The 23,818-nt window shown below is 59.2% G+C and carries 31 protein-coding genes; 15 read left to right on the top strand and 16 right to left on the bottom strand.

Annotated features, from left to right (window positions below; all coding sequences use genetic code 11):
* Positions 1 to 37: 37 nt before the first annotated feature.
* The 3 genes from N6L24_RS13400 to N6L24_RS13390 all read right to left on the bottom strand — a co-directional run bounded on the left by N6L24_RS13400 (position 38) and on the right by N6L24_RS13390 (position 2,610).
* A complete protein-coding gene (locus N6L24_RS13400; RefSeq protein ID WP_442872605.1) occupies positions 38 to 1,063 on the bottom strand; it encodes a glycosyltransferase family 4 protein in 1,026 nt (341 codons plus the stop codon).
* Positions 1,064 to 1,101: 38 nt separating this feature from the next.
* Positions 1,102 to 1,911, bottom strand: a complete 810-nt coding sequence (locus N6L24_RS13395) for a division plane positioning ATPase MipZ (RefSeq protein WP_271845188.1) — start codon at positions 1,909 to 1,911, stop codon at positions 1,102 to 1,104.
* Between the two features lie 144 nt (positions 1,912 to 2,055).
* Complete coding sequence (locus tag N6L24_RS13390) at positions 2,056 to 2,610, bottom strand: pseudouridine synthase (RefSeq protein WP_271845187.1); 555 nt, start codon at positions 2,608 to 2,610, stop codon at positions 2,056 to 2,058.
* 100 nt (positions 2,611 to 2,710) lie between these two features.
* Between N6L24_RS13390 and N6L24_RS13385 the strand changes: the two genes are divergently transcribed.
* The gene (locus N6L24_RS13385) at positions 2,711 to 3,847 is read left to right on the top strand and encodes a trans-sulfuration enzyme family protein (protein ID WP_271845186.1); all 1,137 of its coding nucleotides are present in this window, start codon (positions 2,711 to 2,713) and stop codon (positions 3,845 to 3,847) included.
* A 10-nt stretch (positions 3,848 to 3,857) separates the two neighbouring features.
* Here the strand turns inward: N6L24_RS13385 and N6L24_RS13380 are convergent, their stop codons facing one another.
* The gene (locus N6L24_RS13380) at positions 3,858 to 4,463 is read right to left on the bottom strand and encodes a DNA-3-methyladenine glycosylase I (RefSeq protein ID WP_271845185.1); all 606 of its coding nucleotides are present in this window, start codon (positions 4,461 to 4,463) and stop codon (positions 3,858 to 3,860) included.
* 9 nt (positions 4,464 to 4,472) lie between these two features.
* Positions 4,473 to 5,168, bottom strand: a complete 696-nt coding sequence (locus tag N6L24_RS13375; protein ID WP_271845184.1) for an SGNH/GDSL hydrolase family protein — start codon at positions 5,166 to 5,168, stop codon at positions 4,473 to 4,475.
* A gap of 305 nt (positions 5,169 to 5,473) precedes the next feature.
* Between N6L24_RS13375 and N6L24_RS13370 the strand changes: the two genes are divergently transcribed.
* From N6L24_RS13370 to N6L24_RS13360, 3 genes are all read left to right on the top strand, one after another.
* Positions 5,474 to 6,619, top strand: a complete 1,146-nt coding sequence (locus tag N6L24_RS13370) for a benzoate/H(+) symporter BenE family transporter (RefSeq protein ID WP_271845183.1) — start codon at positions 5,474 to 5,476, stop codon at positions 6,617 to 6,619.
* A gap of 77 nt (positions 6,620 to 6,696) precedes the next feature.
* A complete protein-coding gene (locus tag N6L24_RS13365) occupies positions 6,697 to 7,518 on the top strand; it encodes a class I SAM-dependent methyltransferase (RefSeq protein ID WP_271845182.1) in 822 nt (273 codons plus the stop codon).
* Positions 7,519 to 7,585: 67 nt separating this feature from the next.
* Positions 7,586 to 7,954: an SRPBCC family protein gene (locus tag N6L24_RS13360; protein ID WP_271845181.1), complete on the top strand. Its 369-nt coding sequence runs from the start codon at positions 7,586 to 7,588 to the stop codon at positions 7,952 to 7,954.
* A 56-nt stretch (positions 7,955 to 8,010) separates the two neighbouring features.
* Here the strand turns inward: N6L24_RS13360 and rpmE are convergent, their stop codons facing one another.
* On the bottom strand, positions 8,011 to 8,232 hold the full coding sequence (gene rpmE, locus N6L24_RS13355; RefSeq protein WP_271845180.1) for a 50S ribosomal protein L31: 222 nt from the start codon (positions 8,230 to 8,232) through the stop codon (positions 8,011 to 8,013).
* Between the two features lie 11 nt (positions 8,233 to 8,243).
* Positions 8,244 to 8,615: a 50S ribosomal protein L19 gene (gene rplS / locus N6L24_RS13350; RefSeq protein ID WP_271845179.1), complete on the bottom strand. Its 372-nt coding sequence runs from the start codon at positions 8,613 to 8,615 to the stop codon at positions 8,244 to 8,246.
* Positions 8,616 to 8,929: 314 nt separating this feature from the next.
* On the opposite strand from rplS, the gene N6L24_RS13345 reads away from it, so the two are divergent.
* From N6L24_RS13345 to N6L24_RS13335, 3 genes are all read left to right on the top strand, one after another.
* Positions 8,930 to 9,310, top strand: coding sequence for a MarR family winged helix-turn-helix transcriptional regulator (locus tag N6L24_RS13345; protein ID WP_271845178.1), 381 nt, complete (start codon positions 8,930 to 8,932; stop codon positions 9,308 to 9,310).
* Between the two features lie 73 nt (positions 9,311 to 9,383).
* Positions 9,384 to 9,803, top strand: a complete 420-nt coding sequence (locus N6L24_RS13340) for a hypothetical protein (protein ID WP_271845177.1) — start codon at positions 9,384 to 9,386, stop codon at positions 9,801 to 9,803.
* An 85-nt stretch (positions 9,804 to 9,888) separates the two neighbouring features.
* On the top strand, positions 9,889 to 10,662 hold the full coding sequence (locus tag N6L24_RS13335) for a sulfite exporter TauE/SafE family protein (RefSeq protein WP_271845176.1): 774 nt from the start codon (positions 9,889 to 9,891) through the stop codon (positions 10,660 to 10,662).
* Between the two features lie 45 nt (positions 10,663 to 10,707).
* Here N6L24_RS13335 and trmD read toward each other — a convergent pair whose 3' ends face one another.
* The 7 genes from trmD to ffh all read right to left on the bottom strand — a co-directional run bounded on the left by trmD (position 10,708) and on the right by ffh (position 15,509).
* Positions 10,708 to 11,529 carry a tRNA (guanosine(37)-N1)-methyltransferase TrmD gene (gene trmD / locus N6L24_RS13330; RefSeq protein ID WP_271845175.1) on the bottom strand — a complete coding sequence of 274 codons (822 nt, stop codon included), beginning with the start codon at positions 11,527 to 11,529 and terminating at the stop codon, positions 10,708 to 10,710.
* Positions 11,526 to 12,032, bottom strand: coding sequence for a ribosome maturation factor RimM (gene rimM, locus N6L24_RS13325; RefSeq protein ID WP_271845174.1), 507 nt, complete (start codon positions 12,030 to 12,032; stop codon positions 11,526 to 11,528). The genes trmD and rimM overlap by 4 nt, the downstream gene beginning before the upstream one ends.
* Before the next feature lie 66 nt (positions 12,033 to 12,098).
* Entirely contained in the window at positions 12,099 to 12,728 is a 630-nt protein-coding gene (gene bluB / locus N6L24_RS13320; protein ID WP_271845173.1) for a 5,6-dimethylbenzimidazole synthase, read from the bottom strand.
* 17 nt (positions 12,729 to 12,745) lie between these two features.
* Positions 12,746 to 13,132 (bottom strand): 30S ribosomal protein S16, encoded by a 387-nt coding sequence (gene rpsP, locus N6L24_RS13315; RefSeq protein WP_271845172.1) that lies wholly within the window; start codon positions 13,130 to 13,132, stop codon positions 12,746 to 12,748.
* A 41-nt stretch (positions 13,133 to 13,173) separates the two neighbouring features.
* Complete coding sequence (locus N6L24_RS13310) at positions 13,174 to 13,470, bottom strand: chorismate mutase (protein ID WP_271845171.1); 297 nt, start codon at positions 13,468 to 13,470, stop codon at positions 13,174 to 13,176.
* Complete coding sequence (locus N6L24_RS13305) at positions 13,467 to 13,991, bottom strand: GNAT family N-acetyltransferase (RefSeq protein WP_271845170.1); 525 nt, start codon at positions 13,989 to 13,991, stop codon at positions 13,467 to 13,469. The genes N6L24_RS13310 and N6L24_RS13305 overlap by 4 nt, the downstream gene beginning before the upstream one ends.
* Positions 13,992 to 15,509 carry a signal recognition particle protein gene (gene ffh / locus N6L24_RS13300; protein WP_271845169.1) on the bottom strand — a complete coding sequence of 506 codons (1,518 nt, stop codon included), beginning with the start codon at positions 15,507 to 15,509 and terminating at the stop codon, positions 13,992 to 13,994.
* 384 nt (positions 15,510 to 15,893) lie between these two features.
* Here ffh and N6L24_RS13295 point away from each other — a divergent pair, with 384 nt between their 5' ends.
* Positions 15,894 to 17,978: an ATP-binding protein gene (locus tag N6L24_RS13295; RefSeq protein ID WP_271845168.1), complete on the top strand. Its 2,085-nt coding sequence runs from the start codon at positions 15,894 to 15,896 to the stop codon at positions 17,976 to 17,978.
* 23 nt (positions 17,979 to 18,001) lie between these two features.
* On the opposite strand, the gene N6L24_RS13290 is transcribed toward N6L24_RS13295, so the two are convergent.
* Positions 18,002 to 18,544 carry an FMN-dependent NADH-azoreductase gene (locus N6L24_RS13290; RefSeq protein WP_271845167.1) on the bottom strand — a complete coding sequence of 181 codons (543 nt, stop codon included), beginning with the start codon at positions 18,542 to 18,544 and terminating at the stop codon, positions 18,002 to 18,004.
* 113 nt (positions 18,545 to 18,657) lie between these two features.
* Between N6L24_RS13290 and N6L24_RS13285 the strand changes: the two genes are divergently transcribed.
* On the top strand, positions 18,658 to 19,551 hold the full coding sequence (locus N6L24_RS13285) for a LysR family transcriptional regulator (protein WP_271845166.1): 894 nt from the start codon (positions 18,658 to 18,660) through the stop codon (positions 19,549 to 19,551).
* A 3-nt stretch (positions 19,552 to 19,554) separates the two neighbouring features.
* On the opposite strand, the gene N6L24_RS13280 is transcribed toward N6L24_RS13285, so the two are convergent.
* Positions 19,555 to 19,905, bottom strand: a complete 351-nt coding sequence (locus N6L24_RS13280; protein WP_271845165.1) for an ArsR/SmtB family transcription factor — start codon at positions 19,903 to 19,905, stop codon at positions 19,555 to 19,557.
* 129 nt (positions 19,906 to 20,034) lie between these two features.
* On the opposite strand from N6L24_RS13280, the gene N6L24_RS13275 reads away from it, so the two are divergent.
* The 6 genes from N6L24_RS13275 to N6L24_RS13250 all read left to right on the top strand — a co-directional run bounded on the left by N6L24_RS13275 (position 20,035) and on the right by N6L24_RS13250 (position 23,767).
* Complete coding sequence (locus tag N6L24_RS13275; RefSeq protein ID WP_271845164.1) at positions 20,035 to 20,934, top strand: DMT family transporter; 900 nt, start codon at positions 20,035 to 20,037, stop codon at positions 20,932 to 20,934.
* Between the two features lie 203 nt (positions 20,935 to 21,137).
* Positions 21,138 to 21,479, top strand: a complete 342-nt coding sequence (locus N6L24_RS13270; RefSeq protein WP_271845163.1) for an AtpZ/AtpI family protein — start codon at positions 21,138 to 21,140, stop codon at positions 21,477 to 21,479.
* 2 nt (positions 21,480 to 21,481) lie between these two features.
* Complete coding sequence (locus N6L24_RS13265) at positions 21,482 to 22,273, top strand: F0F1 ATP synthase subunit A (RefSeq protein WP_271845162.1); 792 nt, start codon at positions 21,482 to 21,484, stop codon at positions 22,271 to 22,273.
* Positions 22,274 to 22,355: 82 nt separating this feature from the next.
* Positions 22,356 to 22,580 carry a F0F1 ATP synthase subunit C gene (locus N6L24_RS13260; protein WP_271845161.1) on the top strand — a complete coding sequence of 75 codons (225 nt, stop codon included), beginning with the start codon at positions 22,356 to 22,358 and terminating at the stop codon, positions 22,578 to 22,580.
* A gap of 84 nt (positions 22,581 to 22,664) precedes the next feature.
* The gene (locus tag N6L24_RS13255; protein ID WP_271845160.1) at positions 22,665 to 23,204 is read left to right on the top strand and encodes a F0F1 ATP synthase subunit B'; all 540 of its coding nucleotides are present in this window, start codon (positions 22,665 to 22,667) and stop codon (positions 23,202 to 23,204) included.
* 5 nt (positions 23,205 to 23,209) lie between these two features.
* The gene (locus N6L24_RS13250) at positions 23,210 to 23,767 is read left to right on the top strand and encodes a F0F1 ATP synthase subunit B (RefSeq protein WP_271845159.1); all 558 of its coding nucleotides are present in this window, start codon (positions 23,210 to 23,212) and stop codon (positions 23,765 to 23,767) included.
* Positions 23,768 to 23,818: the final 51 nt, after the last annotated feature.

Below are 23,818 nucleotides of genomic sequence, written 5' to 3'. Positions count from 1 at the left end.
CTAATTTCGTGATGTGCCGCATTTGGATCAGGAATGATCAGTGCGGGGCCTCGTTCAGCAATTTCTGGTAGAGGTCGATCAGGGCCCCGGCCTCTTTTTGCAGCGAAAATTCCGCCATGACGTGCGCGCGTGCCGCTATGCTGGATTTTTCCCGCAGGGCGGCGTCGCTCAGATAGGGGCGAAGCGCCGAAGCGAGCGCTTGCGAATCCCCTGCCGGGAACAAAGCGCCTGTGTGCCCGTCCTGGATTTGGTCGTTGAAGGTGCCGACATCGCGGCTGGCCACAGTGGGCACGCCGCATGCCATGGCTTCCAGCGGGGTGAGGCCAAAACCCTCCAGCAGCGACGGCGCCACATAGAGATCCAGCGACTGATAGGCGCGGGGCATCTCAGTGACTGGCAGTTCTTCGGCAAACCGGATACGCTCTGTCAGCCCGGCGCGCGCAATCTGCGCCTTAAGATCATCGGCGAACTTGCGGTGATCCGGCGCGATCCGGCCCAAGATCACCGCGTCAAATTCAGGGTGATCTGGCAGCAGTTCACACATGGCAGAGACAAAGACATCGGTGCCCTTCTTGGCGCGCACCCGGCCAAAGCAGCCGATCAGTTTTTGGCCCTGCGCGTCAAACACATCGGCAGTGCCGGGCCGAAAGCTGTCTGTATCCACCCCATGCGAGATGATGACCGGCGTACCGGGCATCACCGCGGCGTTTTTGGCGTTGGTGGCGACAATCGCGTCCATCCGCGCCACCAGCCAGCGGGTCAGCCCGCCACGTTTGCGCGGCGAAGATGAGGTGAAGATCAGTTTCAGCCTACTGCGGCAGAGCCATTTCAGCAGCAGGCCCACCATCATTTCATTGTTGCGCCTTGCGTGCCAGATGCGGGTGCGGCGCGGCAGAAACGGGATACGCGAGAGGGGCAGAAACGGCAGCCCGTGCGGAACACTGACCCCGGTGGCGGCAATCTTGATCTGCTTGGTCTGCAGGGGCACCAGAGCAAAAACCGTGGCGCTGACCCCGGACAGGCGGCGATTGAGGTTGGGCGCAAGAACGTCTGGGTCTTTCACATCCATGGCCTACCTGCCCAAATCCGCTGTTGTGTGACTTAGAAATCCACTGTCACACCGGGAAGATCAAGCGCTTTGATCAGATCGCGCAGCTCTTGCCGGGCCGCCACGTTTGAGATGTTGAGCTGCTTGACCCCAATGTCGCGCAGGTCGAGCAGGGTCAGACCGCGCGGGAAAAGCTCGCGAAAGATCACCCGCTCGTTAAAGCCCGGCGCCGTGCGGAACCCGATGCGTTTGGCCAGACGGTCAAGGGCTTTGCCCATCTTCTCCTTGTTGACCATGTTCTGCGCGCCCAGACGATTGCGCACCACGATCCAGTCAATCGGCTTCAGCCCGGCCTGTGCCCGCAGTTGGCGCGCGTTCCAGACCATTTCGGAATAGACCGATGGGCCAAGGATTTTTTCGGCGTCGCCATCAATGCGCGCCAGCAGATCGAAATCAACAAAACTGTCGTTCAGCGGCGTGACCAACGTGTCTGCCAGCGAATGCGCCACTTGACTCAGCCGGGTGTGCGACCCCGGGCAGTCGATCAGGATGAAATCGTTCTTTGGCTCCAGCTCGGCCACCGCTGCCGAGAGCCGCAGGTCATAGATGTTTTCCCCGTCGGCGAGGCTGCTGGGGTCAATTTCGGGCAATTCATGATAGGTTGGCCCGGGCAATTCCAGACCTTCGCGGCGACAGAAACTGGCGCGATTTTCGACATAGCGGCCAAAGGTCCGCTGGCGCAAATCGAGGTCCAGACCGCCAACGCGAAACCCCATGCGCGTCAGGGCGGTGGCCACATGCATCGACACGGTTGATTTGCCCGCGCCGCCCTTTTCATTCCCCACGACAATGATATGTGCCATGCGTTTGTCCCCGCTCGCCTCTGTCTGCCTTCGTGTGTCCCGATGCTTCGGGTTGCCTAAATCACACTATATGTTGTGGCGTGCAATAGGGGAAGCGCCACGGATGCGCGTTGGCGTAAGAATTTTATTTCCGTGGCCGCCTTGCTAGACCTTGACGTTGATCCATTTGCCGCTGGGCAGCCCATCCAGCGCCCAGGGGCCGACCTGATAGCGGATCAGGCGCAGCGTCGGGTGGCCCACTGCGGCGGTCATGCGCCGCACCTGCCGGTTGCGTCCCTCGGTGATCGTCAGCGCAATCCAGCTATCGGGCACGTTTTTGCGAAAGCGGATCGGCGGGGTGCGCGGCCAGAGCCGCTCTGGCTCTTGCATGCGCTGCACTTTGGCGGGGCGGGTCTTGCCATCTTTCAGCATGACGCCCTCGCGCAGCGCCGCAAGCGCGGTGTCATCGGGTGTGCCCTCGACCTGCGCCCAATAGGTTTTCGCCATCTTGTTCTTTGGATTGGCGATGCGCTGCTGCAGTTTGCCATCCGCCGTCAGGACCAGCAGCCCCTCACTGTCGCGATCCAACCGCCCGGCGGGGTAGACATCGGGCACATCGACAAAATCGCTGAGCGTGCGACGCGGGCTGCCTTCGGTGCCTTTGTCGGTGAATTGCGACAGCACGTCATAAGGTTTGTTGAGCAGGATCACATAAGACATGGCCCGGCCCTACACTTTTGCAGCGGCTTTGACCATCCTTGGCGCTTGCCATTGCGCAGCGGCGGGGGTCTAACTTGCCACACGGATTACGGAGGCACATATGGACAAGGATCTGAAACCAGCAACTTGGCTGGCCCACGCAGGCGGGGCAGGCGATGATGCAACCGGCGGTGTGGTCCCGGCGATCCATATGGCCACGACCTTTGAGCGTGACGCCGACTATGCGCTGCATGCCTCGGGCAATGTGTATCTGCGCCCGCATAACAAATCTGTCGCGCAGGTCGAAAAGGTTCTGGCGCAGCTGGAAGGGGCCGCTGAAACGCTGGTCTTTCCATCGGGTATGGCGGCGATTGCAGCAGCGTTTCGCTGGGTGCCGAACGGTGGGCGTGTCATTGTTCAAAATGGCATCTACTGGGGCACCAGCAAATGGATCCGCGCGTTCTGTGCGCGCCGTGACATCACGCTGGTCGAGTTGGACGCCAGCGACGCTGCGGCGCTGCGCGGTGCCTGCGCGACAGCGGCTGATCTGGTGTTCGTTGAAACCCCGTCCAATCCCTGGCTGAAACTGGTGGATATCGCGCAGGCCGCGACACTGGCCCATGGGGCCGGGGCCCTCTTGGTGGTGGACAATACGGCGGGCACGCCGATCCTGTCGCAGCCCCTGGGTCTGGGCGCGGATATTGTGATGCATTCGGCGACCAAATCGCTTAACGGGCATTCCGATGTGCTGGGCGGCGTGCTGTCAACGCGCGCGTTGACCCCGGCATGGGAAGCGATCCGCGAAGATCGCGCCGATGCCGGCGCGGTGATGGGGCCGTTTGAAGCTTGGCTTTTGCTGCGCGGCCTGCGCACTTTGGCGCTGCGCGTGCAGCGCGCCAGTGCCAATGCACAGACAATTGCCGAACATCTAGAGGATCATGCTGGGGTTGAAGCGGTGCTGTATCCCGGCCTGCCCGGTGCCCCCGGCCACGCGATTGCGGCGCGGCAGATGCAGGGCGGGTTTGGCAGTTTGCTGTCAATTCTGGTCAAGGGCGGGGAAAAGGATGCGCTGCGCGTGGCGGGGCGGCTCAAACTGTTCTTGCGCGCCACCTCATTGGGCGGCGTCGAAAGCCTTGTTGAGCACCGGTTTACGGTCGAATCCCACACCGGCCTGCCGCAGAACCTGCTGCGGCTTTCGGTCGGGGTGGAGGATGTGTCGGACCTCATCGCCGATCTGGATCAGGCGCTGGGCCAGTGAATCCTTTGGGTTAGGGTCTGGCAAAGGCCTTGCGCGCGGCTGCGGCTTTGGCGCGGCACACACAGCCTTCGGCGTGATCGTTGATCAACCCCATGGCCTGCATAAAGGCAAAAACCGTGGTTGGGCCGACGAATGCCCAGCCGCGTTTCTTGAGCGCTTTGGACAGGGCGACAGAGGCCTCGGATGTGGATTGCGTCTGCGGCCTGCCAAGCGTTTCGGGGGCGGGTTCAAACGACCATACGAATTTGGCGAGCGATCCGGCCTCAGCAATCACATCTTGTGCGCGGCGTGCATTGTTGATCACGGCGGTGATCTTGCCGCGATGGCGCACGATGCCGGCATCATCCATCAGCCGCGCAATATCGCCTTCGTCAAAGGTGGCGACGCGGGGGATGTCAAAGCCGTGAAAAGCGGCACGAAAATTGTCGCGTTTGGCCAGAATGGTGCGCCAGCTCAGGCCGGACTGGAAACTTTCGAGGCAGAGTTTTTCAAACAGGCGCTGATCGTCGGCCACCGGAAAGCCCCACTCCTGATCATGATAGTTCAAAAATTCAGGCGCGCCCCCGGCCCAGCGGCAGCGCGCGTGCCCATCCGGGCCCTTGTAAAGATCATTCATGGGCGCAGTTTAGCGCGCGGGATCGTGTTGGCGAATGTAATTTGAAACCCGCGCGCCGATGGCGGCGCTGGCCTTCAGCGAGGGGTGGATCATGTCGATGCCATGAAAGGACCGATCGCCATAGGGCACCAGATCGGCGATTGAGACAAAATGCACCCCGTGACGCCCCGCGGCAAACCGCGCCAGCCGGGCCTCAAGTTCATCCCCCTCGTCGCTGCAGTTTTCGATCGGGGATCCAACACCCGGGCTGCGCAGATATCCCACCCATAGCACCTGCGCCCCGGTGCCACGTAGCCGGGCGATCAGACTCGGAATCTTGCCACTGACGCCGTTGGAGGAAATCAGGCTTTCCATCTTGTGGTCACATTGGTTGCAGCCACATCCCAGCCACAGATCATTGCCACCGCCGTTCAGAACCACCCAATCCCATTGGCCACCGCGATATTGCTTGCTGATATTCAGCCCCATCGCGCCGCTGATGGGCAGCGCATAGCTCATGCTGGCCCCAACCACCGAATTGTCATGCACCGGTTCACGTAGGTTGCGCGCGACAACATCCGAGACGGCGCGCCCAGAAATGCGATGCGCCGCCATCATGGAATCACCCATTGCGAGGATGCGCGGATCATTGCGGCTGGCTGTCTCTTGCACGCAGCTGGCAAGAACGAAGGTTGAAAGGAAAATCGGGAGGGAAATCAATTTCATGGCGGATACCTGGCGTCTGTTGCTGTCGCGGCAGAAAATGGGGCGGCCGCGTTCTGCTGGCCTATGCGGCGGCGGGAAAAGTGCCACTGCGGTCGCTTTCTGGCTAAAGTTGTAAAGTTCTCTTGTTAATTCACGGTTAAGCTTAGCCCTGTCGATAAGCCGCCAAAATGGCTGGAATTGGGAATTCTGGTGGCGCTGGCGTTTTTTTGGCGCGCATCAGCAAATGTGCGCTTGCCTTCGGCCGGGCGCTTTCATCAGATGCAGAGACATTTGCGCCATGTGCGCGGTTGGGGTTTGGGGGCGAGATGCAGGTTTCTCATGTGATCGCGGGCAGTATTGCCGTGCTCGTCGGTTATGCGGGCAGCGCGGCGATTATCTTTCAGGCCAGCGCGGCGGCGGGGGCCAGCCCGGCGCAGGCGGCCAGCTGGATGCTGGCCCTGGGCCTTGGATGCGCCTTTAGCAGCGTTTACCTGTCGCTGCGCCATCGCATTCCGGTTCTGACGGCGTGGTCCACACCCGGTGCCGCGCTATTGGCGGTGTCCTTGCCGGGCATCCCCTTGGCCGAGGCCACCGCAGCATTCCTATTGTGTGGGGCGTTGCTGGTTCTGACCGGGCTCACCCCCTGGTTTGCGCGGTTGATCCGCCGTGTGCCCGATGCGCTGGCCAATGCGATGCTCGCCGGGGTGCTGTTTCAATTTGGCCTGTCGGTCTTTACCTCGCTGCAGCTTGCGCCGGCGGTGGTTGCCCCTATGGCGCTGAGTTATATCGCGGCCCGGCGCTGGGCACCACGCATGGCGATCCCGCTGGTGCTGATTGTCGGGCTGCTGGTGACAATATCGCGCGGGCAGTTCCCAGACTTTAGCGCGATCCCATTGACCATGGCGCAGCCGCTGTTTGTGATGCCCGAAGTGAATCTGTCGGTTCTGTTGGGGGTTGGTCTGCCGTTGTTTCTGGTCACGATGTCTTCGCAGAACCTGCCGGGGATCGCCGTCTTGCGCGCCGCCGGATATGAACCGCCGGTCGCCTCTGCGCTGAAGGTGACGGGCGGCGCGACGCTTGTGCTGGCCCCCTTTGGCGGGTTTGCCTTTAACCTTGCGGCCATCACCGCCGCGATCTGCGCCAACGAAGAGGCCGGCGCAGACCCGAAATCGCGCTTCTGGGCCCCTGTGGTCAGCGGCGTGGCCTATGCCATTCTGGCACTGTTTGGCACCACGGTGATTGGGTTTTTCCTCGCCGCGCCGACGGCTTTTGTGGCCGCCCTGGCGGGGCTGGCGCTGTTGCCGGTGATCGCGTCCAGTTTGACCGGCGCCATGGCCGCGCCGCAGAGCCGGGAGGCCGCGCTGGTCACATTCCTGACCACGGTCTCGGGCATCTCGTTCTTTGGCGTGGCCGCCCCTGTCTGGGGCCTGCTCTTTGGCGGTCTGATCCTTGTGCTGCGCAAGCCTACATGACCCGGCCCAATCTGTGTTTGATTTCTGGGGGCAAGTGGTATTGCCTACGGTGACAAGCCCCCTCGCAGGAGTGCCCGATGACCCAACCGCCGAAGTCTGATCCAAGTATTCGCAGCGTCACGCAGCAGAACCTGCGGGCGTGGAATGAGGCTGCCCCGATACACGCGCGCCACAATCTGGCGGATCTGATTGAGGCGTGCCGCAATCCCGGTTTTTCCTGTCTGGACCGGACCGCGACAGAGATGCTGCACAGGCTTGAGGTGGCGAGTAAGGACGTTGCGCAGATCTGCTGCAACAACGGGATCGAGCTGGTGTCGATCAAAAACATGGGGGCCGCGCGCGGTGTCGGCTTTGATGGGGCACAGGGGTTTTTGGATCAAGCGGCGCAACTGGCGCAGGCCGCAGATCAGGACATCGAATTTGTGTGCAGCGATATCTACGATATCGCGCGCCACTATAACCGTGCATTTGATCTGCTGGTGATCACAATTGGCGTGCTGGGATGGATGCCGGATATCGCGGGTTTCTTTGACCGTATCGCCAAACTTCTGCGCCCCGGCAGCGCGATTTTTATTTACGAACATCACCCGGTTCTAATGATGCTGAAGCCCGATCGTGCCGGTGCGCCGGTGGAATGGGAATTGTCCTATTTCCGCACCGCGCCCTATGTGGATGACAGCGGGCTGGATTATTATGGCGGCGAACTTTATGAAGCGACGCCCAATCAATCGTTCAGCCACAAGATGTCAGATATCATCATGGCGGGTATCGCAGCGGGCACAGAGGTCGAGCATTTTGAAGAGCTGCCGCAGCATATTTCTAATGCATGGTGGAATGTTGAGAGCGCGGATATCGGCCTGCCGATGAGCTATACGTTGATCTTGCGCAAACGTGGCTAGCGTCGATTTCGCAATCGTGGGCTGATGCTGTACACTTTTGCCCATGCAGATCGAAAAGACATATCATTTGGCCTTTCCTCGGGCGCAGGTTTTTCAGGCCTGGGTGTCGTCTGACACCGTAATTGCCCCTGCGCAGCGGATGCATGTGGAGCCTTGGGTGGGCGGCGTCTACCAGCTGTTCATGGACGCTGGTGATACCCCCAGCAACGCGGGGCGGTTTCTGCAGGTTATCCCCGACGCATTTCTAAAATATTCGTGGGAATGGTACGGTGATGGCCATGTAACCGAGATTGACGTGCGCTTCACGGATGCCCCTGGCGGAACCACCGTCACCCTGTCCCATGGTCCGTTTTCAGACCCGGATAGCTACGCTGCACATGATACCGGCTGGGACAGTTACATCGCGGGCTTTGAACGCCACCTGCAGAGCGCATAGCCCAAACAAAAACGCCGCCCCAAGGGACGGCGTTTTGCGAAAACAGTGGCAGGTGCTTAGAAGCCCAGACCTTCGTATTTCTTTTTGAACTTGGAAACACGGCCGCCCGCGTCCATCAGGCGCGAGTTGCCGCCGGTCCATGCTGGGTGCACGGAGGGGTCGATGTCCAGCGCCATGGTGTCGCCTTCTTTGCCCCAGGTGGAGCGCATTTTGACGATGGTGCCATCGGTCATTTTGACGTCGATGAAGTGGTAATCTGGGTGGGTATCTTTTTTCATGAGACCACTCCTTACGCTTTGGACTTGTAGTTGGTGTCTTCTGCGATACGCGCGGATTTACCACGACGTGTGCGCAGGTAATACAGCTTGGAGCGACGCACGCGGCCACGGCGCACGACGGTGATGCTGTCGATGTTGGTGGAGTGCAGCGGGAATACACGCTCAACGCCTTCACCAAACGAAATCTTGCGAACAGTGAACGAGCCGGCAATGCCTTTGCCGTTCTTACGGCTGATGCAAACGCCTTCGTAGTTCTGCACACGGGTGCGCGAACCTTCGGTCACTTTAAAGCCGACGCGAACAGTGTCGCCAGCTTTGAAATCAGGGATGTCTTTCCCCAGAGCGGCGATTTGTTCCGCCTCGAGTTGTGCGATCAGATCCATCTGACCTTCTCCTATTTTTGCCCGTGGTTAATCCACGAAGTTAGCTGCCGTCCCAGAACTCTGTGTCTTCATCGGGTCCGCATATGCGCCCGCCAGAGGAAGTCCGCCGTTGCTTTGCTGTGCTGCGTCGCGTGGCCAGCCCGCCGAAGAAAAGGGGCATTGCCATAACGAAACAGGTCCGCACGACTCGAACGAGCCTCGGACAGGCGGGGTTTAGGCCATATTGGCTGGGTTGACAAGCCCGGGCAGGGGGAACGGCATGTTCTTTTTGGCAGGGGCTTGAAAGGTTAGGTTGTCTAACTTAATTAAGTGCCATGACATTGACCGCTGATCAAATACACCACATCCACCGCATGGCCCATCGGGAATGGACGATGGCGGCGCGGCCGCTTGGCCTGAGCTTTAGTGAATTTGAGTATCTTTCAGCAGTCTATGCCGAAGAAGAGCGCATGCGGATCGAGGATGAGCATGGTCAGCATTTGCAAGACATCGTGTCCGCGCTGGGCGTGTCCAAAGCGTCCGCAAGCACGATGATTGCCAAGTTGGAAACCCGCGGTTTGGTGCGGCGGTTTCAATGTCAGATGGATGACCGCGCCAAGCACATCGTTCTGACAGACGAGGGACGAGATCTGATGGCCAAAGGGCAGGCGGTCTATACCCGCGTGGCAAAAGCGCTGGCGGCTGACACCCGCTGACGATGCTGCGAGAGCCGATCAGTCCGCGCCTATCACGATAACTATGTAAGTTAGTCTAACTAAAGGAAATGACATGACGGATATTCTCAACTTCTCAACGCTGCTTCTCGGCGTGTCGCTGCACATGCTGTTTTGGGAGCATCTGCCCCATTGGGGCACGTGGTTTAACAAGGCTCTGGCGGCGCTGCCGCAGCCGCTTCAGACGCTGTATGAACAATGGCGCTGCCCCTATTGCGCCGGGTTCTGGATCGGGCTTGTGCTCCATGCTGTGACCGGGGCGTGGTTCGTGCCTGCCTTTGCGGATCTGCCATCTTTCTGGGGCGCGGCGGCTTTGCCGCTCGGCTGGGTTCTGGACGCGCTGGTGTTTGCCATGATGAACAAACTGGGTGTGCTGACGCTGACCGCCTTGGCCTATCCGGCGATGCGTGGACACGAAGCAAAGGCGGCCTTTATGGCCAAGATGCAGGCCGAAGAAGCGGGCCAATCGGCATAGGGCCTGCTATTCCAGCTTGCAACTTGCATGAATTTCCGCAGGTTGCACCTCGGGGGCATCAGCCTATGCCCCCTCTGGAGGGGTTATGGATTTCGGCATTTTGACGCAGCTTGATCCGGTCACTGTGCTGCTGGCATTGGCGGTGGCGCTGGTGGCCGGGGTGGTCAAAGGGGCGATCGGCTTTGCGATGCCTCTGATCCTGGTCTCTGGCATCAGTTCACTGACCGATCCTAAACTTGCCATCGCGGCAATGCTGTTGCCCACGGTTCTCAGCAATGTGTTCCAGACCTTTCGCAAAGGCATCGCCCCTGCCATCGCCGCCGCCCGCGAATACTGGCGCTATCTTCTGGTGGTATGCATTTTCATTGCAATCTCTGCCCAGCTTGTGCCGCTGGTTTCCACGCGGATCTTTTATTTTTTGCTGGGTGTGCCTGTTGTTGCGCTGTCTGTCTTGCAATTGGCGGGCGTACAAATGCAGGTCGCCCCGGAATATCGCCGCCGCGCGGAATGGGGGCTGGGGGTCATATCCGGGGTGCTCGGCGGGTTCGCCGGCACATGGGGGCCGACAACGGTGCTGTATTTGATGGCGATCAACACCCCCAAAGCTAAGCAGATGGTGGTGCAGGGTGTGGTCTATGGGCTGGGCTCGATCACATTGATCACGGCGCATGTGCAATCGGGCATCTTCAATCGCGACACCGCACCGCTGTCCGCAGCGCTGTTGCCGATGGCAATGCTGGGTCTGTGGATCGGCTTTCGCATTCAAGACCGCTTGGACCAGGCGCTGTTTCGCAAAGTCACCCTAGTGGTGTTGATCCTTGCAGGGGTAAACCTCTTGCGCAAAGGCTTGGCCGGATAGCGCAGCTTTTGCGCTCGGGCCCGGCTGCGCCGCGCGGCAGGGGTGTTAGCCGTCGCTGTTGCTGCCTGTGTTTTTGGAGCGGCTCTGGTATTTGTCCCACATATCGGGCCGCCGCGCTTTGGTGATGTTTTCGGCTTGCTGCTGGCGCCATTCTGCGATTTTGCCGTGGTGGCCTGACATCAGGACCTCGGGGATCTCCATCCCGCGCCATTCTGCCGGGCGTGTATATTGCGGGTGCTCAAGCAGCCCGTTGCTATGGCTTTCATCTTCGATGCTGTCAGCATTGCCCAGAACCGAGGGCAAAAGCCGCACCGTCGCATCAATCATCGCCTGCGCGGCGATTTCACCGCCGGTCAGAACAAAATCGCCCAGGCTGACCTCTTGAATGTCGTAGTGATCCAAGACCCGCTGATCGACGCCCTCAAAGCGGCCACATAGCAGCGTGACGCCATCACATTGTGCCCACTGCTGCGCCATCGCCTGATCAAAGCGTCGCCCGCGCGGTGACAGGTAAACCAACGGATTGCGGCCCCGCACATCGCGCAGGGTGTGATCGAGTGCCTTGCCCAAAACGTCAGGGCGCAACACCATGCCCGCGCCGCCCCCGGCGGGCGTGTCATCCACATTGCGGTGCTTGCCGTCACCAAAGGGGCGTAAATCTGTGGTTTCCAGCTGCCACTTGCCATCCTTCAGCGCCTTGCCGGTCAGGCTTTCGCCCAGCACGCCGGGAAAGGCCTGCGGAAAGAGCGTGATAATCCGCGCCGTCCAAGCGCGCGCAAGGCGTGGATTATGCGTCATCAGCTCACGTGGTTTCAGTGAAACCGAGATGGACTTGCGGCCGTGGGATTTGTTTTCTTTAGGAGTCACTCAAACAGCCCATCTGGCGGGTCGGCGACGATGCGGCCCGTGGCCAGATCGACGGTTGGAACAACTGATTTGGAAAACGTCAGCAGCACAGTGTTCTTCAACCCCGGACCATGCACTTCAAGCATATCTTCTGCGCCATTGTTCTGCACCGATTTGACGCGGCCGAGCACGGTGCCGCCGGTGTCGCGCACCTCAAGACCGATCAGGTCGGTGTGGTAAAATTCATCTTCCGGCAATTCTGGCAGGCGGTCGCGCGGGGCATAAAGCTGCACACCCTTCAGCGCATCGGCGTCCTCTTTGGTGATGACACCAGAGAGGCGCGCGGCGATGCCGTTTTTGATGGCGCGCGTCAGCACGATGTCAAACTCGCGGCTGCCATCTTCGGTGGTAAGCGGCGCGTAATCGGCAATCGCCTCCGCCTCGGCGGTGAAGCTTTTCAAGCGCACTTCGCCGCGCACCCCGAACGCGCCAGCGATGGCTCCGACACAGATCATTTCCGTCATGCTATGTCCTTTCGGGGCAGATAAACGTGGGTTGCTTTTGGCGGAATTCGCCTGCTTAGGCAAGGCTCAGCGGCGCTCGGTTGGCAAATGCGGGCGGCGGTCTTCCCAGCCGATTTGTTCAAGTTCGGGCGTTTTGGAGACGGTTTCCGGCCAGCCCACACAAAGATAGGCCACAAGTGACCAACCATCCGGCGCGCGCAGGTCTGCGTTTAACTTGACCGGATCAAGGATCGAGACCCAGCCAACCCCCAGCCCTTTGGCGCGGGCGGTCAGCCAAAAAAGGTTAATGGCCCCAACAACCGAATAGCGGCGCATTTCCGGCATGGTGCCAGCGCCCAGCCCGGCCCCTTTGGCCGTTTCGTCGTCGCAATAGATCGCAAGCTGCACAGGGCTTTCGGCCATGCCCGACAGTTTCAACCCGGCATAAAGCTTGGCCTTGTCACCATCATAGCCGGCCAAGGCGGCGCTGTTTGCGGTTTTGAAATTCTCATAGGCTGCTGTGCGGGCAGCGTCGCTTTCCACGCGGAGGACCCGCCAGGGTTCCGAGAGCCCCACCGACGGAGCGAGGAGGAAAGCATCGAGGCACTCTTGCAAGAGTGCCTCGTCCACGGGATCGGTGCGGAAGCGGCGGACATCCCGCCGCCACCGCATCAGCCGTGCAAGCTCGTCCTGGAAAGATTGGGCGAAGGCCTCCATTCCAGAAACGCGCCGCCTTATTCTGCGGCTGCGTCTTCTGCAGGCGCAGCAGCTGCTTCGGCAGCTTCCGCCGCTTTGGCTGCTTTTTCTTCTGCGCGCTCTTGGGCTTTTTTGCCTGGAACCGCTTTCTTAGGGTTGTTGCGCTCTTTTTTCTCAACGATGCCAGCGGCTTCCAGGAAGCGGGACACACGGTCAGTGACCTGTGCACCTTCACCGATCCAGTACTGAACGCGCTCGATGTCCATTTTCACGCGCTCTTCGCTGTCTTTTGGCAGCAGCGGGTTGTAGGTGCCCAGCTTTTCGATGAAGCGACCATCGCGTGGCATGCGGGAATCCGCAGCAACGATGCGATAGAAAGGACGCTTTTTAGAACCGCCGCGGGCGAGACGAATTTTCATGGCCATGGTGTTTTCTCCTATAATGGCTTGAGCAGGGAAGGCCCCTGTTATTCCTGGTGTTTCTTGTGATGTCGGATGACTTCCTGAATGATGAAATTCAGAAAAGCCTTGGCAAAATCGGGGTCCAGGTGGGCCCGGTTTGCCAGATCTTCTAGGCGTGCAATCTGTTTGGCCTCGCGGGCCGGGTCAGAGGGCGGCAAATCATGGTCTGCTTTCAGCCGGCCAACCGCCTGCGTGTGTTTGAAACGTTCCCCCAGCGTATAGACCAGGATGGCATCCAAACGATCGATGCTTTCGCGATGCTCTTTCAGCAGCTCGGCTGCGCGGTTGATGGCGTCGGTCATAATGTGGCCTCAGCTGGGTTGGTGTGGCGATAAACAAGGCAAGGGGCGTCTGGTTTGGGTTGGGCTGCATTGGGATCAACCACCGCACCCAGACGTTCCGCCAGCGCGATGGAACGCGCATTGCCATGGTCGATGTAACTCACGGCGGTGTCCCAATCGAGCACTTCAAAGGCGTGACGCAGGGCGGCCTGCGCGGCTTCAAAAGCATAGCCCTTGCCTTCGTGCCCGCCGAGCATGAACCAACCAATTTCAGTTTCCGGCCAATCGGCGGGTGTCCAAGGGCCAATCAGGCCGATAATGCTGTCATTGTCCTTGGTGGTCACGGCCCACATGCCGTAGCCCAGCAGATCCCAATGGCCGACTTCGGCCGCGAACTGACGCCATGCCTGCCCCAACGAGTAAGGCCCGCCAATGTATTCCGCGCGTTCAGACTGAAAGAACGCGACCACAGCCTCAAGGTCGCGCGCCGCAGGCATGCGCAGGATCAAGCGATCCGTCGTTATGATCGGCGCGTCGGTCACTTATTTTTTCTTTCCAAAGCCAGAAAGGCCGGGGGGCAGGCCACCGCCGCCAAGACCAGGCAATCCAGCCATACCTTTGCCGCCCAATTGCTTGGCGGCGGCTTCCAGCGCTTTGGGGTCCATTTGGCTTGGGTCCATGCCGGCGGGCATATCGGGCATGCCGCCCTTGCCGAACATGCCTTTCATGGCTTGTTTCAGCATGCCGCCTTTGCCCATTTTGCCCATCTTCTTCATCATGTCGGCCATCTGGCGCTGCATTTTCAGCAGCTTGTTCAGGTCAGACACTTCCATGCCTGCGCCTTTGGCAATCCGTTTTTTGCGACTGGCTTGCAGGATCTGTGGGTTGGCGCGTTCTTTCTTGGTCATCGACTGAATCAGCGCGATCTGCTGCTTCAGGACTTTGTCGTCCATGCCAGCGGCGGCGGCTTGGTTTTTCATCTTGGCCATGCCGGGCATCATGCCCATCACGCCTTCCATGCCGCCCATCTTGATCATTTGCTCAAGCTGCATTTTCAGGTCATTCATGTTGAAGCGGCCCTTTTGGAAGCGCTTCATCATGCGTTCGGCTTGCTCAGCCTCGATGGTTTCCTGTGCTTTTTCAACCAGCGCAACAATGTCGCCCATACCCAGAATACGGCCAGCAATCCGGTCGGGTTCAAAGGTTTCCAGCGCGTCCATCTTTTCGCCAAGACCGACGAATTTAATCGGTTTGCCGGTCACAGCCCGCATCGACAGGGCCGCACCGCCACGGCCATCACCGTCCATCCGGGTCAGCACAACGCCGGAAATGCCGATCTTGCCGTCAAACTCTTCGGCGACTTCGACGGCGACCTGACCGGTCAGACCATCAACCACAAGCAAGGTTTCGCGCGGGTTGACCGCGTCGCGCACATCCTCGACCTCTTGCATCAGAGTCTGGTCGATCTGCAGGCGGCCCGCCGTATCCAGCATGTAGACGTCATAGCCACCCAAAGTGGCTTGTTGTTTGGCGCGCTTGGCGATCTGCACCGCGGTTTCACCGGCCACGATGGGCAGGGTATCCACGCCGATCTGCGCGCCCAGAATTTCCAACTGCTGCATCGCGGCCGGGCGATAGATATCAAGCGAGGCCATCAGGACGCGCTTGCCGTCTTTCTCTTTCAGGCGCTTGGCCAGCTTACCGGTGGTGGTGGTCTTACCAGAGCCCTGCAAGCCGACCATCAGGATCGGGGCGGGCGCATTGTCGATTTTCAGCGCGCCGGGGGTGTCTTCGTCGCCGGCCAGCACATGCTGCAGCTCGTCATGCACGATCTTAACGACCTGCTGGCCCGGTGTGACCGATTTGGTGACGGATTGACCGGTCGCCTTGTCCTGAACGGCTTTGACGAAATCACGCGCAACCGGCAGCGAGACGTCCGCCTCAAGCAGGGCAACACGCACTTCGCGCAGCGCGGTTTTCACATCATCCTCAGACAGCGCACCCTGTTTGGTCAGCCGGTCAAAGACACCGGAAAGGCGTTCGCTCAGATTTTCAAACATCGCTTTCGGCTCCTACTTTGTCCGTTTCCATATGGACCATAGATAGGCATGATCCGCACAAGTGCGACCCAAACGCAGAACAGCCCCCGTGGGCGAAACTCGCTGACGGGGGGCGATCCCGGCCTGTGGCCAAGGGACCGGAAGCTATTGGACTCCCGGAATTGGGCAGCGGTTACAGCGCCTGAAGGCCAGAGTCAAGTTTGTCGCGTTGATTTTTGCGCCAAAGAAACCGCTGCGATCGCCTTTACAGAGGCACCCGCAGAGCGCTGCTGCACCCTAGTGAGTTCCCCGAAAGGTTGACAAACGCCCGTTTTGCGTGCGGTAAAAGTATAAAAAATGCATCGCGCGTGGTGCGACATCACCGCGCCAAGTTGGAAAGACTGAATGGGCAGCAGAAACCACAGGGTATTTTGGCTTGGAGTTTACGGGCTTTCTATTTTTGTGGCCTGCGCCCTGACGCTCGGTGTTTGGCTGTTTTACGAGAAAGAAAGCCTAGAGAACGAAGACGCTTTGGCCCGTGTGCGCTTGCAACAAGAGCTGGACCATCTGGTACGGGAATTGGAGGCCGGGATTGCGCATGGCGCTGACGTTGCGACCAGCATCGCTTCGCTCACTTCGCTGGAGCCGGATATGTCTGCGGAGCGGTTTGCGGATATTGCCGAAAAGTTCCTGAATGACCACAGCCATGAAGCAGGTGAACAAGAATTTCTGGCCGTGGCCATCGCGCCCGATCTTGTTGTGCGCCATGTTTTTCCTCTGAAAGGCAACGAGGCGGTTGTCGGCCTGAATTACCGCGACCTTCCCGCCCAGTATGAGGCCGCGCGCCGGGCGGCGGAAGCGGAAGATGTCATTGTCGCGGGGCCGGTGAACCTCATTCAAGGCGGCCGGGGTTTGATTGCGCGCAAAAGCGTACATATCGAAGACCCTGTGACAGGCGCAGAGGATGTCTGGGGTATTGTTTCGCTTGTTATCAACCTGGATTTCCTGTTGGAACATGCTGGGGTGTATGACGCGAATTTCCAGATTGCGATCCGGGGCAAAGATTCGCTTGGCGCGGTTGGCGATGTGGTTATTGGTGAGCCGCGCATTTTTGCCGGGGACCCGATTACCAGTCAGGTGAAGCTGCCCTATGGGTCCTGGTGGGCCGCGGCGGTACCAAATGGCGGATGGCAAACCACCCCCGGTTTCTTGTTGAAATTGCGATTGACCTTTTTTGGCGTTGCCATTGCGCTCAGCCTATTGGTGGCCGGGGCGATCCGCTTGATCCAACAGCGCGCCCGTGCGATTGCGATTTTGGAAAACGCGATCAACAGTATCGACGACGGCTTTGCGCTTTATGATGCGGATGATCGCCTGATCACCTGCAATGACAAATACAAAGAACTTTATACGCTTTCAGCGGATCTCATGGTGCCGGGTGCGCGCTTTGCCGACATCATCCGCGTTGGTATTGAGCGCGGCCAATACGCCGAGGCCATCGGGCGCGAGCAGGAGTTTTTGTCCCAACGCCTGCAAGACCACCAGCGCGCCAATCGCTCGATTGAGCAGCAGTTGGATGACGGGCGCTGGCTGAAAATTTCCGAGGCGCGCACGCCGGATGGGGGAATCGTAGGCTTTCGGGTGGATATCACCGAGTTGAAAAATGCCCGCGAAGAGGCCGAGCGCGCCAATCAGGCCAAGTCAGATTTCCTTGACGTCATGAGCCACGAATTGCGCACGCCTTTGACTGTTGTATTGGGCGGCACGCCGTTTCTGTGCAAACCAGAGTTGTTGCCCGCCTCCAAAAAGCTGTTTGGCACGTTGGAAGCGCGCGGCGAAGAGGTCGAAGATATCAAGGTTGAGGTCGACGCTTTGCTGCTGTCGCTCAAGACGCTGGCCGGCAAAGTCGAACGCTCCGCCAAACACCTGTTGACGTTGATCAACGACGTGCTTGATTTCTCCAAGATCGACGCTGGGCGGATGGATATGGATTTTTCCGCGATTGATGCGGCGGACCTGATCGAAGATCTGGTCGAGGATTTTGCGCAAAAGGCCGAAGGTAAATCGCTGGAGCTGACCTTTGATGCCGCGCCCGATTTGATCCGCGCCGACACGGTCCGCCTGCGCCAGGTTCTGATCAATATCGTGGGCAACGCTATTAAGTTCACTGATGAGGGCGGCATTCACATCTATACCGAAGAGGAAGGCGCGTTTCTGCGGATCAACGTCAAAGATACCGGCTGCGGTATTCCGCAACATCTGCTGGCCTCAGTGTTTGATAAATTCACGCAGGCCGATTCCAGTTCTGCGCGCCGCGCTGGCGGCACCGGGCTGGGCATGGCGATTTCCAAGAAAATCGTCGAACTTCACGGCGGTGAGATTTCGGTCAGCAGCGTCGAGGGGGAAGGCAGTGTCTTTTCCTTCACCATCCCTATGGCCACGGAAGCTCTCGCGCAGGAAGGTGGGGCAGCGGTCAAGGCCGCCAGCTGACGCCGGCGGCTTTGAATTTTGGATTAGGCCGCCTGTGCAAAAGAGGCCGCGGCTTCTGCATCCAGGATTGTCACATCGGTGATCCCCAGAAAGCCCAGTGCAAATGTCAAGTAGGGCGAGGCAAAATCTGCCTCAGAGCCGATGGGTACGCCGCCGCTGGCGATGACGATAATCACTTTCTTATCTGTCAACAGGCCTTTGGGGCCGTTTTCAGTATAGGCAAACGTCACGCCGGCGCGGGCGATCTGGTCAATCCATGCCTTCAGCACCGCAGGCAGCGAGAAATTGTAAAGCGGTGTGCCGATCACAATTGTGTCGGCCGCCTGGACCTCGCGCACCAACGCATCGGAGGTTTCCAGCGCCTTGGCCTGCGTCGCGGTGCGTTGCTCTGGCGCGACGAATGTCGCCGTCACCCAGGTTTCGTCCAGGAACGGCAGCGGCGTGGCCAGGTCGCGCCGCAGCACGTCGCTTGGCGCAAGGCTTTGCACGATCGCAGAGGAATGTACCCGCGAGACGGAGTCAACGCTGCGAGGGGAGGCATCAATATGCAGAACTGTATGGGTCATCGGTGTATCCTTTCATGTCTGTCTGCAATCTGGTCACTTGCAAATTCAAACGCAATATCGCAAAATGAACCGATAATGTTTGAAAATGCACAGTAAGGGGTGTGAGGTTGGCCATGAACAATTGGGACGAAGTGCGCACGGCCTTTCAGGTTGCGCGTCTTGGCACGGTCAGCGGGGCGGCTGAGGTTCTGGGGGTGCATCACGCCACGGTCATCCGTCACATTGACGCGCTTGAGGCGCGGCTTGGCGTCAAGCTGTTTCAGCGTCATGCGCGCGGCTATACTCCGACCGAGGCGGGTGAAGATATGATGCGGGTCGGGCAGGCGACGGACGATCAGTTCAGCCAGCTAGAGGGGCGCATCAAAGGGCGCGGCGCGGATGTCAGCGGCGAGCTGGTGATCACCTCTTTGGCCAATATGTCCCATCTGCTGACGCCGGTGTTGATCGAATTTCAGGCCCGCCATCCTGATTTGATCATCCGGTACCTGACCGACGACCGGGTGTTCCGCTTGGAATATGGCGAGGCGCATGTGGCGATCCGCGCCGGTGCCGCGCCGCAGGAACCTGACAATGTGGTGCAGCATCTGGTCACAATGGAAACCGGCCTATTCGCCTCGACCGATTATGTCGAGCGCCGCGGCGTGCCTGACAGTCTGCAAAGTTTTGACCAGCATCATTTTGTCGGCCCCGACAATGAAAACAGCCGCGCCCCATTCTTTCGCTGGCTCGCGGGTGTTGTGCCGCGCGAGAATATCACATTTCGCGCCACTGATACCGTTGCTCTTGAGCTGGCGGTGCGCGAAGGGGCAGGCATCGGCTTTCTGTCGCGCCGCATCGCGCAGGCCGCGCCGGACTTGCAAGAGGTTTGGCCACCTCAAGACGAGTGGCATGGCAATGTCTGGCTGGTCACACATGTGGATTTGCATCGCACGGTCAAAGTGCAGGCATTTTTGAGCTTCCTGAAAGAACGGGCTCAGGGTTGGTCGGCAGAGGAAGCGCTGTCCTGAGCGTCAGGCCGCATCGCCGTCTGCTGGCGGCGCACTGCCGGGCAGCTCACTTTCCAAGAACCGTTCAAAGGCATCCAGATTGACAGGTTCAAACTGTCCAAAACCTTGAATCCAGACCGTGGCGTCGCGCAGCGCATCCGGTTCCAGTTTGCACCATTTCACCCGTCCGCGCTTTTCCTGACTGATCAGCCCAGCACGGGTCAGGATCGCCAGATGTTTGGAAATCGCAGCCAATGACATGTCAAAGGGTTCGGCCACATCGGTGACGGCCATGTCATCCTCTAAGAGCAGCGAGAGGATCTGGCGGCGTGTCCCATCGGCCAGCGCGGCGAATTTGCTATCGAGATCGGTCATTGGCGCGATCCTATCGCCCTTCATGACATTGCGAAAGTGGCAAGCATGATGATGGGCATCATCAAATTGAATTGGACATGCCAGCGCGGGTCTGCATAGTCGCCCCTCTGATCACGAGTGAGGCTGGCAATGGCACTGCGGTATTGGCTTTGTATTTTTGTGCTCGCCATGGGCTGGGGGGCGTCGTTTTTCTTTAACGAAATCCTGCTTCGCGAACTTGGCCCCTTGTCGGTCGGCGCGGGGCGCGTTGGCATGGGGGCGCTCGGATGTTGGCTTTGGCTCTTTGCAACCGGGCGCGCCGGCTGGGTGGATCGCGCAAGCGTCAGCGTGCTGATCATTTTTGCGGCCTTTCAATACGCCATTCCGCTGACGGTCTACCCATTGACGCAGCAGTATATCACCTCGTCCGCCGCAGGGATTGTGAACGCTTTGACGCCGGTGATGGTGGTGCTGATCAGCCATTTCTGGCCCAAGGGAGAGAAGATGACCGTCATGCGCAGCATCGGTGTCCTCTGCGGGTTTCTGGGCATTGTGCTGCTCGCGCTGCCCTCCTTTGGCGGGCGCGCCGAGTCTGATCCGATTGCGTTGCTGCTGACCATATCAGCCCCGATCTGCTATGCTTTGGCGTTGAATGTACTGCGCAAGCTCGACGCCATGGGGCGGGTGCGCCTGACGGCTTGGTCGCTGACGTTCAGCGCCATCGTGCTGTGCCCCATGGCTGTTGTGCAAGAGGGCTGGCCCGTGATCACCCAGGCTGAAACCTGGATTGCGCTGGTGGTGATCGGTTTCGTGCTGACCTCGGCGGCCTTCATCCTGCTGTTCTGGCTGATCCCAATTGTCGGCGGCACCACCGCATCCACCATCACCTTCATTGCGCCGATCTCATCGGTGTTGCTTGGGGTGCTTGTTCTCAATGAAACCCTGTTGCCAATTCAATTGGGCGGCATGGCGGTGATTTTCGTGGGCTTGCTCTTTGTGGATGGGCGCCTTTTTCGGCGCATGCGGCGGCAGGGCGGGCTTGCCGAATGATATTCAACCGATGAGTTGAATACCAACTTTCCCCTGCGCCACGCCAATCCTGCCAGTGGCAGCGCGCGTTCTGTCACATTCCATTTTTGTTTTTCTATTTATTTTCAGCACCTTAATGGTGCGTCAAAGTCGCGCCAGACTCTGATTGACTCAGGGGGCCAACGCCCGTACCTATCCGCCCAGTTCAACCGGTGGAAATGCGCGTGACCGATCCTGATGACAAAGAGCGGCTAAGGCAGCTTGAGGCGCGGATCGAGGCGGCCAAAGGCGTCCAGGCACCCAAACCCCACATGGAAGAACACCACTCGCAGGCGCAGCTGGCCTGGCGCATGGTGATTGAGCTTGTGACCGGTCTTCTGATCGGGTTTGGCATCGGATTTGGGCTGGATAGCCTGTTCGGCACAACGCCGATCTTCATGGTGCTGTTTATATTGCTGGGTTTCGCGGCCGGGGTGAACGTCATGCTCCGGAGTGCCAAAGAGATCCAAGAAAAGAAAATGGCGGCCGAAAACGATCTCGGCGCTGACAAGGATGAGAGGGACTAGACGTGGCAAGCGAAGCACACGGCGCAGAAGAGGGTGGTCTGACCTTCCACCCGATGGACCAGTTTCAGTTGGAGTCCTTTTTCGGGGACGGTCCCATTGGCATGTTCACAATCACCAACGCCACCGTCTGGATGGCCCTGGCGATTGTATGTGTTGTTGCCATGATGGTGTTTGGCTCTTCGCGCCGCGCCATTGTCCCAAGCCGCGCCCAGTCTGTGGCTGAGTTGGCTTATGGCTTTATCTACAAGATGGTCGAAGATGTCGCCGGCAAGGATGCTGTAAAATTCTTCCCATATATCATGACGCTGTTCATGTTCATCGTGTTCGCCAACTTCCTTGGCCTGATCCCGATGTCGTTTACCACCACATCACATTTTGCTGTCACAGTTGTGCTGGCGCTGCTGGTGTTTGTCACCGTGACCGTGGTTGGTTTTGTGAAAAACGGCGCGTCGTTCCTGGCGCTCTTCTGGGTCTCCTCGGCACCGCTGGCGTTGCGCCCGGTTCTGGCCGTGATCGAGATCATTTCCTACTTCGTGCGTCCTGTCAGCCACTCCATCCGTCTTGCGGGTAACGTGATGGCCGGCCACGCCGTTATCAAAGTTTTCGCAGCCTTTGCCGCCGCGCTGGTTGTCAACGAGATCCCAACTGCTGTTGGGGCCATCGTGACGCCGCTGTCGATCCTGGGCATCACCGCACTTTACGCACTTGAGGTTCTGGTGGCCTTCATTCAGGCCTATGTCTTTGCGATCCTCACATGCGTGTATCTGCGCGATGCGCTGCACCCCTCACACTAAGGGCGCGCCGGGCGCAGGCCCGGCCTCCTAAAGTCAACCGTTTCACACTTATTCCAAACTTCCAACGTAAGGAGAATTCACCATGGAAGGTCAACTCGCACACATCGGCGCAGGTCTCGCAGGTCTGGGTACTGGTCTCGCAGCACTGGGCGTTGGCAACGTCGCCGCAAACTACCTGGCTGGCGCTCTGCGCAACCCATCCGCAGCCGCATCCCAAACCGCGACCCTGTTCATCGGTATCGCGTTTGCAGAAGCACTGGGCATCTTCTCGTTCCTGGTTGCTCTGCTGCTGATGTTCGCCGTCTAATCCAGCGGAACCATCCTTACGTGCGGGTGGGATTGCCCTTTGGCATCTCACCCGTAAGACTACGGAAGTTCCCAGGAGGACGTTATGGCGACTGATACATCCGCCGCAGGCCACGCAGCAGACGCTGCCGCGGCTCCAGGTATGCCACAGCTGGATTTTTCAAACTGGGGCAACCAGATTTTCTGGCTTCTGGTCACGCTCGTCGTGATCTATTTCGTCCTGTCGCGCATCGCGCTGCCGCGCATCGCCGCGGTTCTGGCCGAGCGTCAGGGGACCATTACAAATGACATCGCTGCAGCGGAACAGCTGAAAGCGAAAGCAGCAGAAGCCGAAGAGGCCTATAACCTCGCATTGGCAAACGCGCGCACCGAGGCGCAGCGCATTGTTGCTGAAACCAAGGCTGAAATTCAGGCCGATCTGGATGCAGCCACTGCGCAAGCAGATGCTGAGATCGCGGCCAAAACCGCCGAGTCTGAAAAGGCGATTGGCGAAATCCGCGCTGGCGCTCTTGAGAGCATCCGCGAGGTGGCAACCGATACGGCCCAAGAGATCGTGACAGCCCTGGGTGGCAAGGCAGATGCCGACGCCGTCAAGGCCGCGGTTCAAGCACGGATGAAAGGCTAAGAGATATGCGCACATTGACGACTCTCCTCGCCCTGACCCTGGCCACCCCGGCACTGGCCGCATCTGGTCCGTTCTTCTCTCTGAAGAACACCGACTTTGTGGTGCTGCTGGCGTTCATTCTGTTCATTCTGGTTTTGCTGAAGTTCAAAGTGCCGTCCATGTTGACCGGCATGCTGGACAAGCGCGCTGAGGGCATCCAGTCCGATCTGGACGAAGCCCGCGCGCTGCGCGAGGAAGCCCAGACCATTCTGGCCTCCTATGAGCGCAAGCAGAAAGAAGTGCAGGAACAAGCTGACCGTATTGTTGAGCAAGCCAAGGCGGACGCCTCCGCGGCTGCTGAGCAAGCCAAGGCTGATCTGAAATCCTCGATCGCGCGCCGCCTGGTCGCAGCGGAAGAGCAGATCAAATCCGCCGAAGCCTCTGCGGTGAAAGCCGTGCGCGACGAAGCGGTTGTTGTGGCGATTGGTGCTGCCAAAGAGGTGATTGCCAAAGGCATGACCGCAGCGGACGCCAACAAGCTGATCGACGCTTCCATCGCCGAGGTGGATGCAAAGCTGCACTAAGCCTTGCACAGATTATGAAAAAAGAAACCCGGCCAAGGCCGGGTTTTTTTC

This window comes from Cognatishimia sp. SS12, from assembly GCF_028369055.1.
Lineage (GTDB): Bacteria > Pseudomonadota > Alphaproteobacteria > Rhodobacterales > Rhodobacteraceae > Cognatishimia.
This window is presented reverse-complemented; position numbering and strand designations above follow the sequence as displayed.

Bases quoted from the DNA above. Each gene is read 5' to 3' on its own strand.
- N6L24_RS13395 (WP_271845188.1), bottom strand. From the start codon at position 1,911: ATGGCACATATCATTGTCGTGGGGAATGAAAAGGGCGGCGCGGGCAAA.
- N6L24_RS13390 (WP_271845187.1), bottom strand. From the start codon at position 2,610: ATGTCTTATGTGATCCTGCTCAACAAACCTTATGACGTGCTGTCGCAA.
- N6L24_RS13385 (WP_271845186.1), top strand. From the start codon at position 2,711: ATGGACAAGGATCTGAAACCAGCAACTTGGCTGGCCCACGCAGGCGGG.
- N6L24_RS13380 (WP_271845185.1), bottom strand. From the start codon at position 4,463: ATGAATGATCTTTACAAGGGCCCGGATGGGCACGCGCGCTGCCGCTGG.
- N6L24_RS13375 (WP_271845184.1), bottom strand. From the start codon at position 5,168: ATGAAATTGATTTCCCTCCCGATTTTCCTTTCAACCTTCGTTCTTGCC.
- N6L24_RS13370 (WP_271845183.1), top strand. From the start codon at position 5,474: ATGCAGGTTTCTCATGTGATCGCGGGCAGTATTGCCGTGCTCGTCGGT.
- N6L24_RS13365 (WP_271845182.1), top strand. From the start codon at position 6,697: ATGACCCAACCGCCGAAGTCTGATCCAAGTATTCGCAGCGTCACGCAG.
- rpmE (WP_271845180.1), bottom strand. From the start codon at position 8,232: ATGAAAAAAGATACCCACCCAGATTACCACTTCATCGACGTCAAAATG.
- rplS (WP_271845179.1), bottom strand. From the start codon at position 8,615: ATGGATCTGATCGCACAACTCGAGGCGGAACAAATCGCCGCTCTGGGG.
- N6L24_RS13345 (WP_271845178.1), top strand. From the start codon at position 8,930: ATGACATTGACCGCTGATCAAATACACCACATCCACCGCATGGCCCAT.
- N6L24_RS13340 (WP_271845177.1), top strand. From the start codon at position 9,384: ATGACGGATATTCTCAACTTCTCAACGCTGCTTCTCGGCGTGTCGCTG.
- N6L24_RS13335 (WP_271845176.1), top strand. From the start codon at position 9,889: ATGGATTTCGGCATTTTGACGCAGCTTGATCCGGTCACTGTGCTGCTG.
- rimM (WP_271845174.1), bottom strand. From the start codon at position 12,032: ATGACGGAAATGATCTGTGTCGGAGCCATCGCTGGCGCGTTCGGGGTG.
- bluB (WP_271845173.1), bottom strand. From the start codon at position 12,728: ATGGAGGCCTTCGCCCAATCTTTCCAGGACGAGCTTGCACGGCTGATG.
- rpsP (WP_271845172.1), bottom strand. From the start codon at position 13,132: ATGGCCATGAAAATTCGTCTCGCCCGCGGCGGTTCTAAAAAGCGTCCT.
- N6L24_RS13310 (WP_271845171.1), bottom strand. From the start codon at position 13,470: ATGACCGACGCCATCAACCGCGCAGCCGAGCTGCTGAAAGAGCATCGC.
- ffh (WP_271845169.1), bottom strand. From the start codon at position 15,509: ATGTTTGAAAATCTGAGCGAACGCCTTTCCGGTGTCTTTGACCGGCTG.
- N6L24_RS13295 (WP_271845168.1), top strand. From the start codon at position 15,894: ATGGGCAGCAGAAACCACAGGGTATTTTGGCTTGGAGTTTACGGGCTT.
- N6L24_RS13290 (WP_271845167.1), bottom strand. From the start codon at position 18,544: ATGACCCATACAGTTCTGCATATTGATGCCTCCCCTCGCAGCGTTGAC.
- N6L24_RS13285 (WP_271845166.1), top strand. From the start codon at position 18,658: ATGAACAATTGGGACGAAGTGCGCACGGCCTTTCAGGTTGCGCGTCTT.
- N6L24_RS13280 (WP_271845165.1), bottom strand. From the start codon at position 19,905: ATGACCGATCTCGATAGCAAATTCGCCGCGCTGGCCGATGGGACACGC.
- N6L24_RS13275 (WP_271845164.1), top strand. From the start codon at position 20,035: ATGGCACTGCGGTATTGGCTTTGTATTTTTGTGCTCGCCATGGGCTGG.
- N6L24_RS13260 (WP_271845161.1), top strand. From the start codon at position 22,356: ATGGAAGGTCAACTCGCACACATCGGCGCAGGTCTCGCAGGTCTGGGT.
- N6L24_RS13255 (WP_271845160.1), top strand. From the start codon at position 22,665: ATGGCGACTGATACATCCGCCGCAGGCCACGCAGCAGACGCTGCCGCG.
- N6L24_RS13250 (WP_271845159.1), top strand. From the start codon at position 23,210: ATGCGCACATTGACGACTCTCCTCGCCCTGACCCTGGCCACCCCGGCA.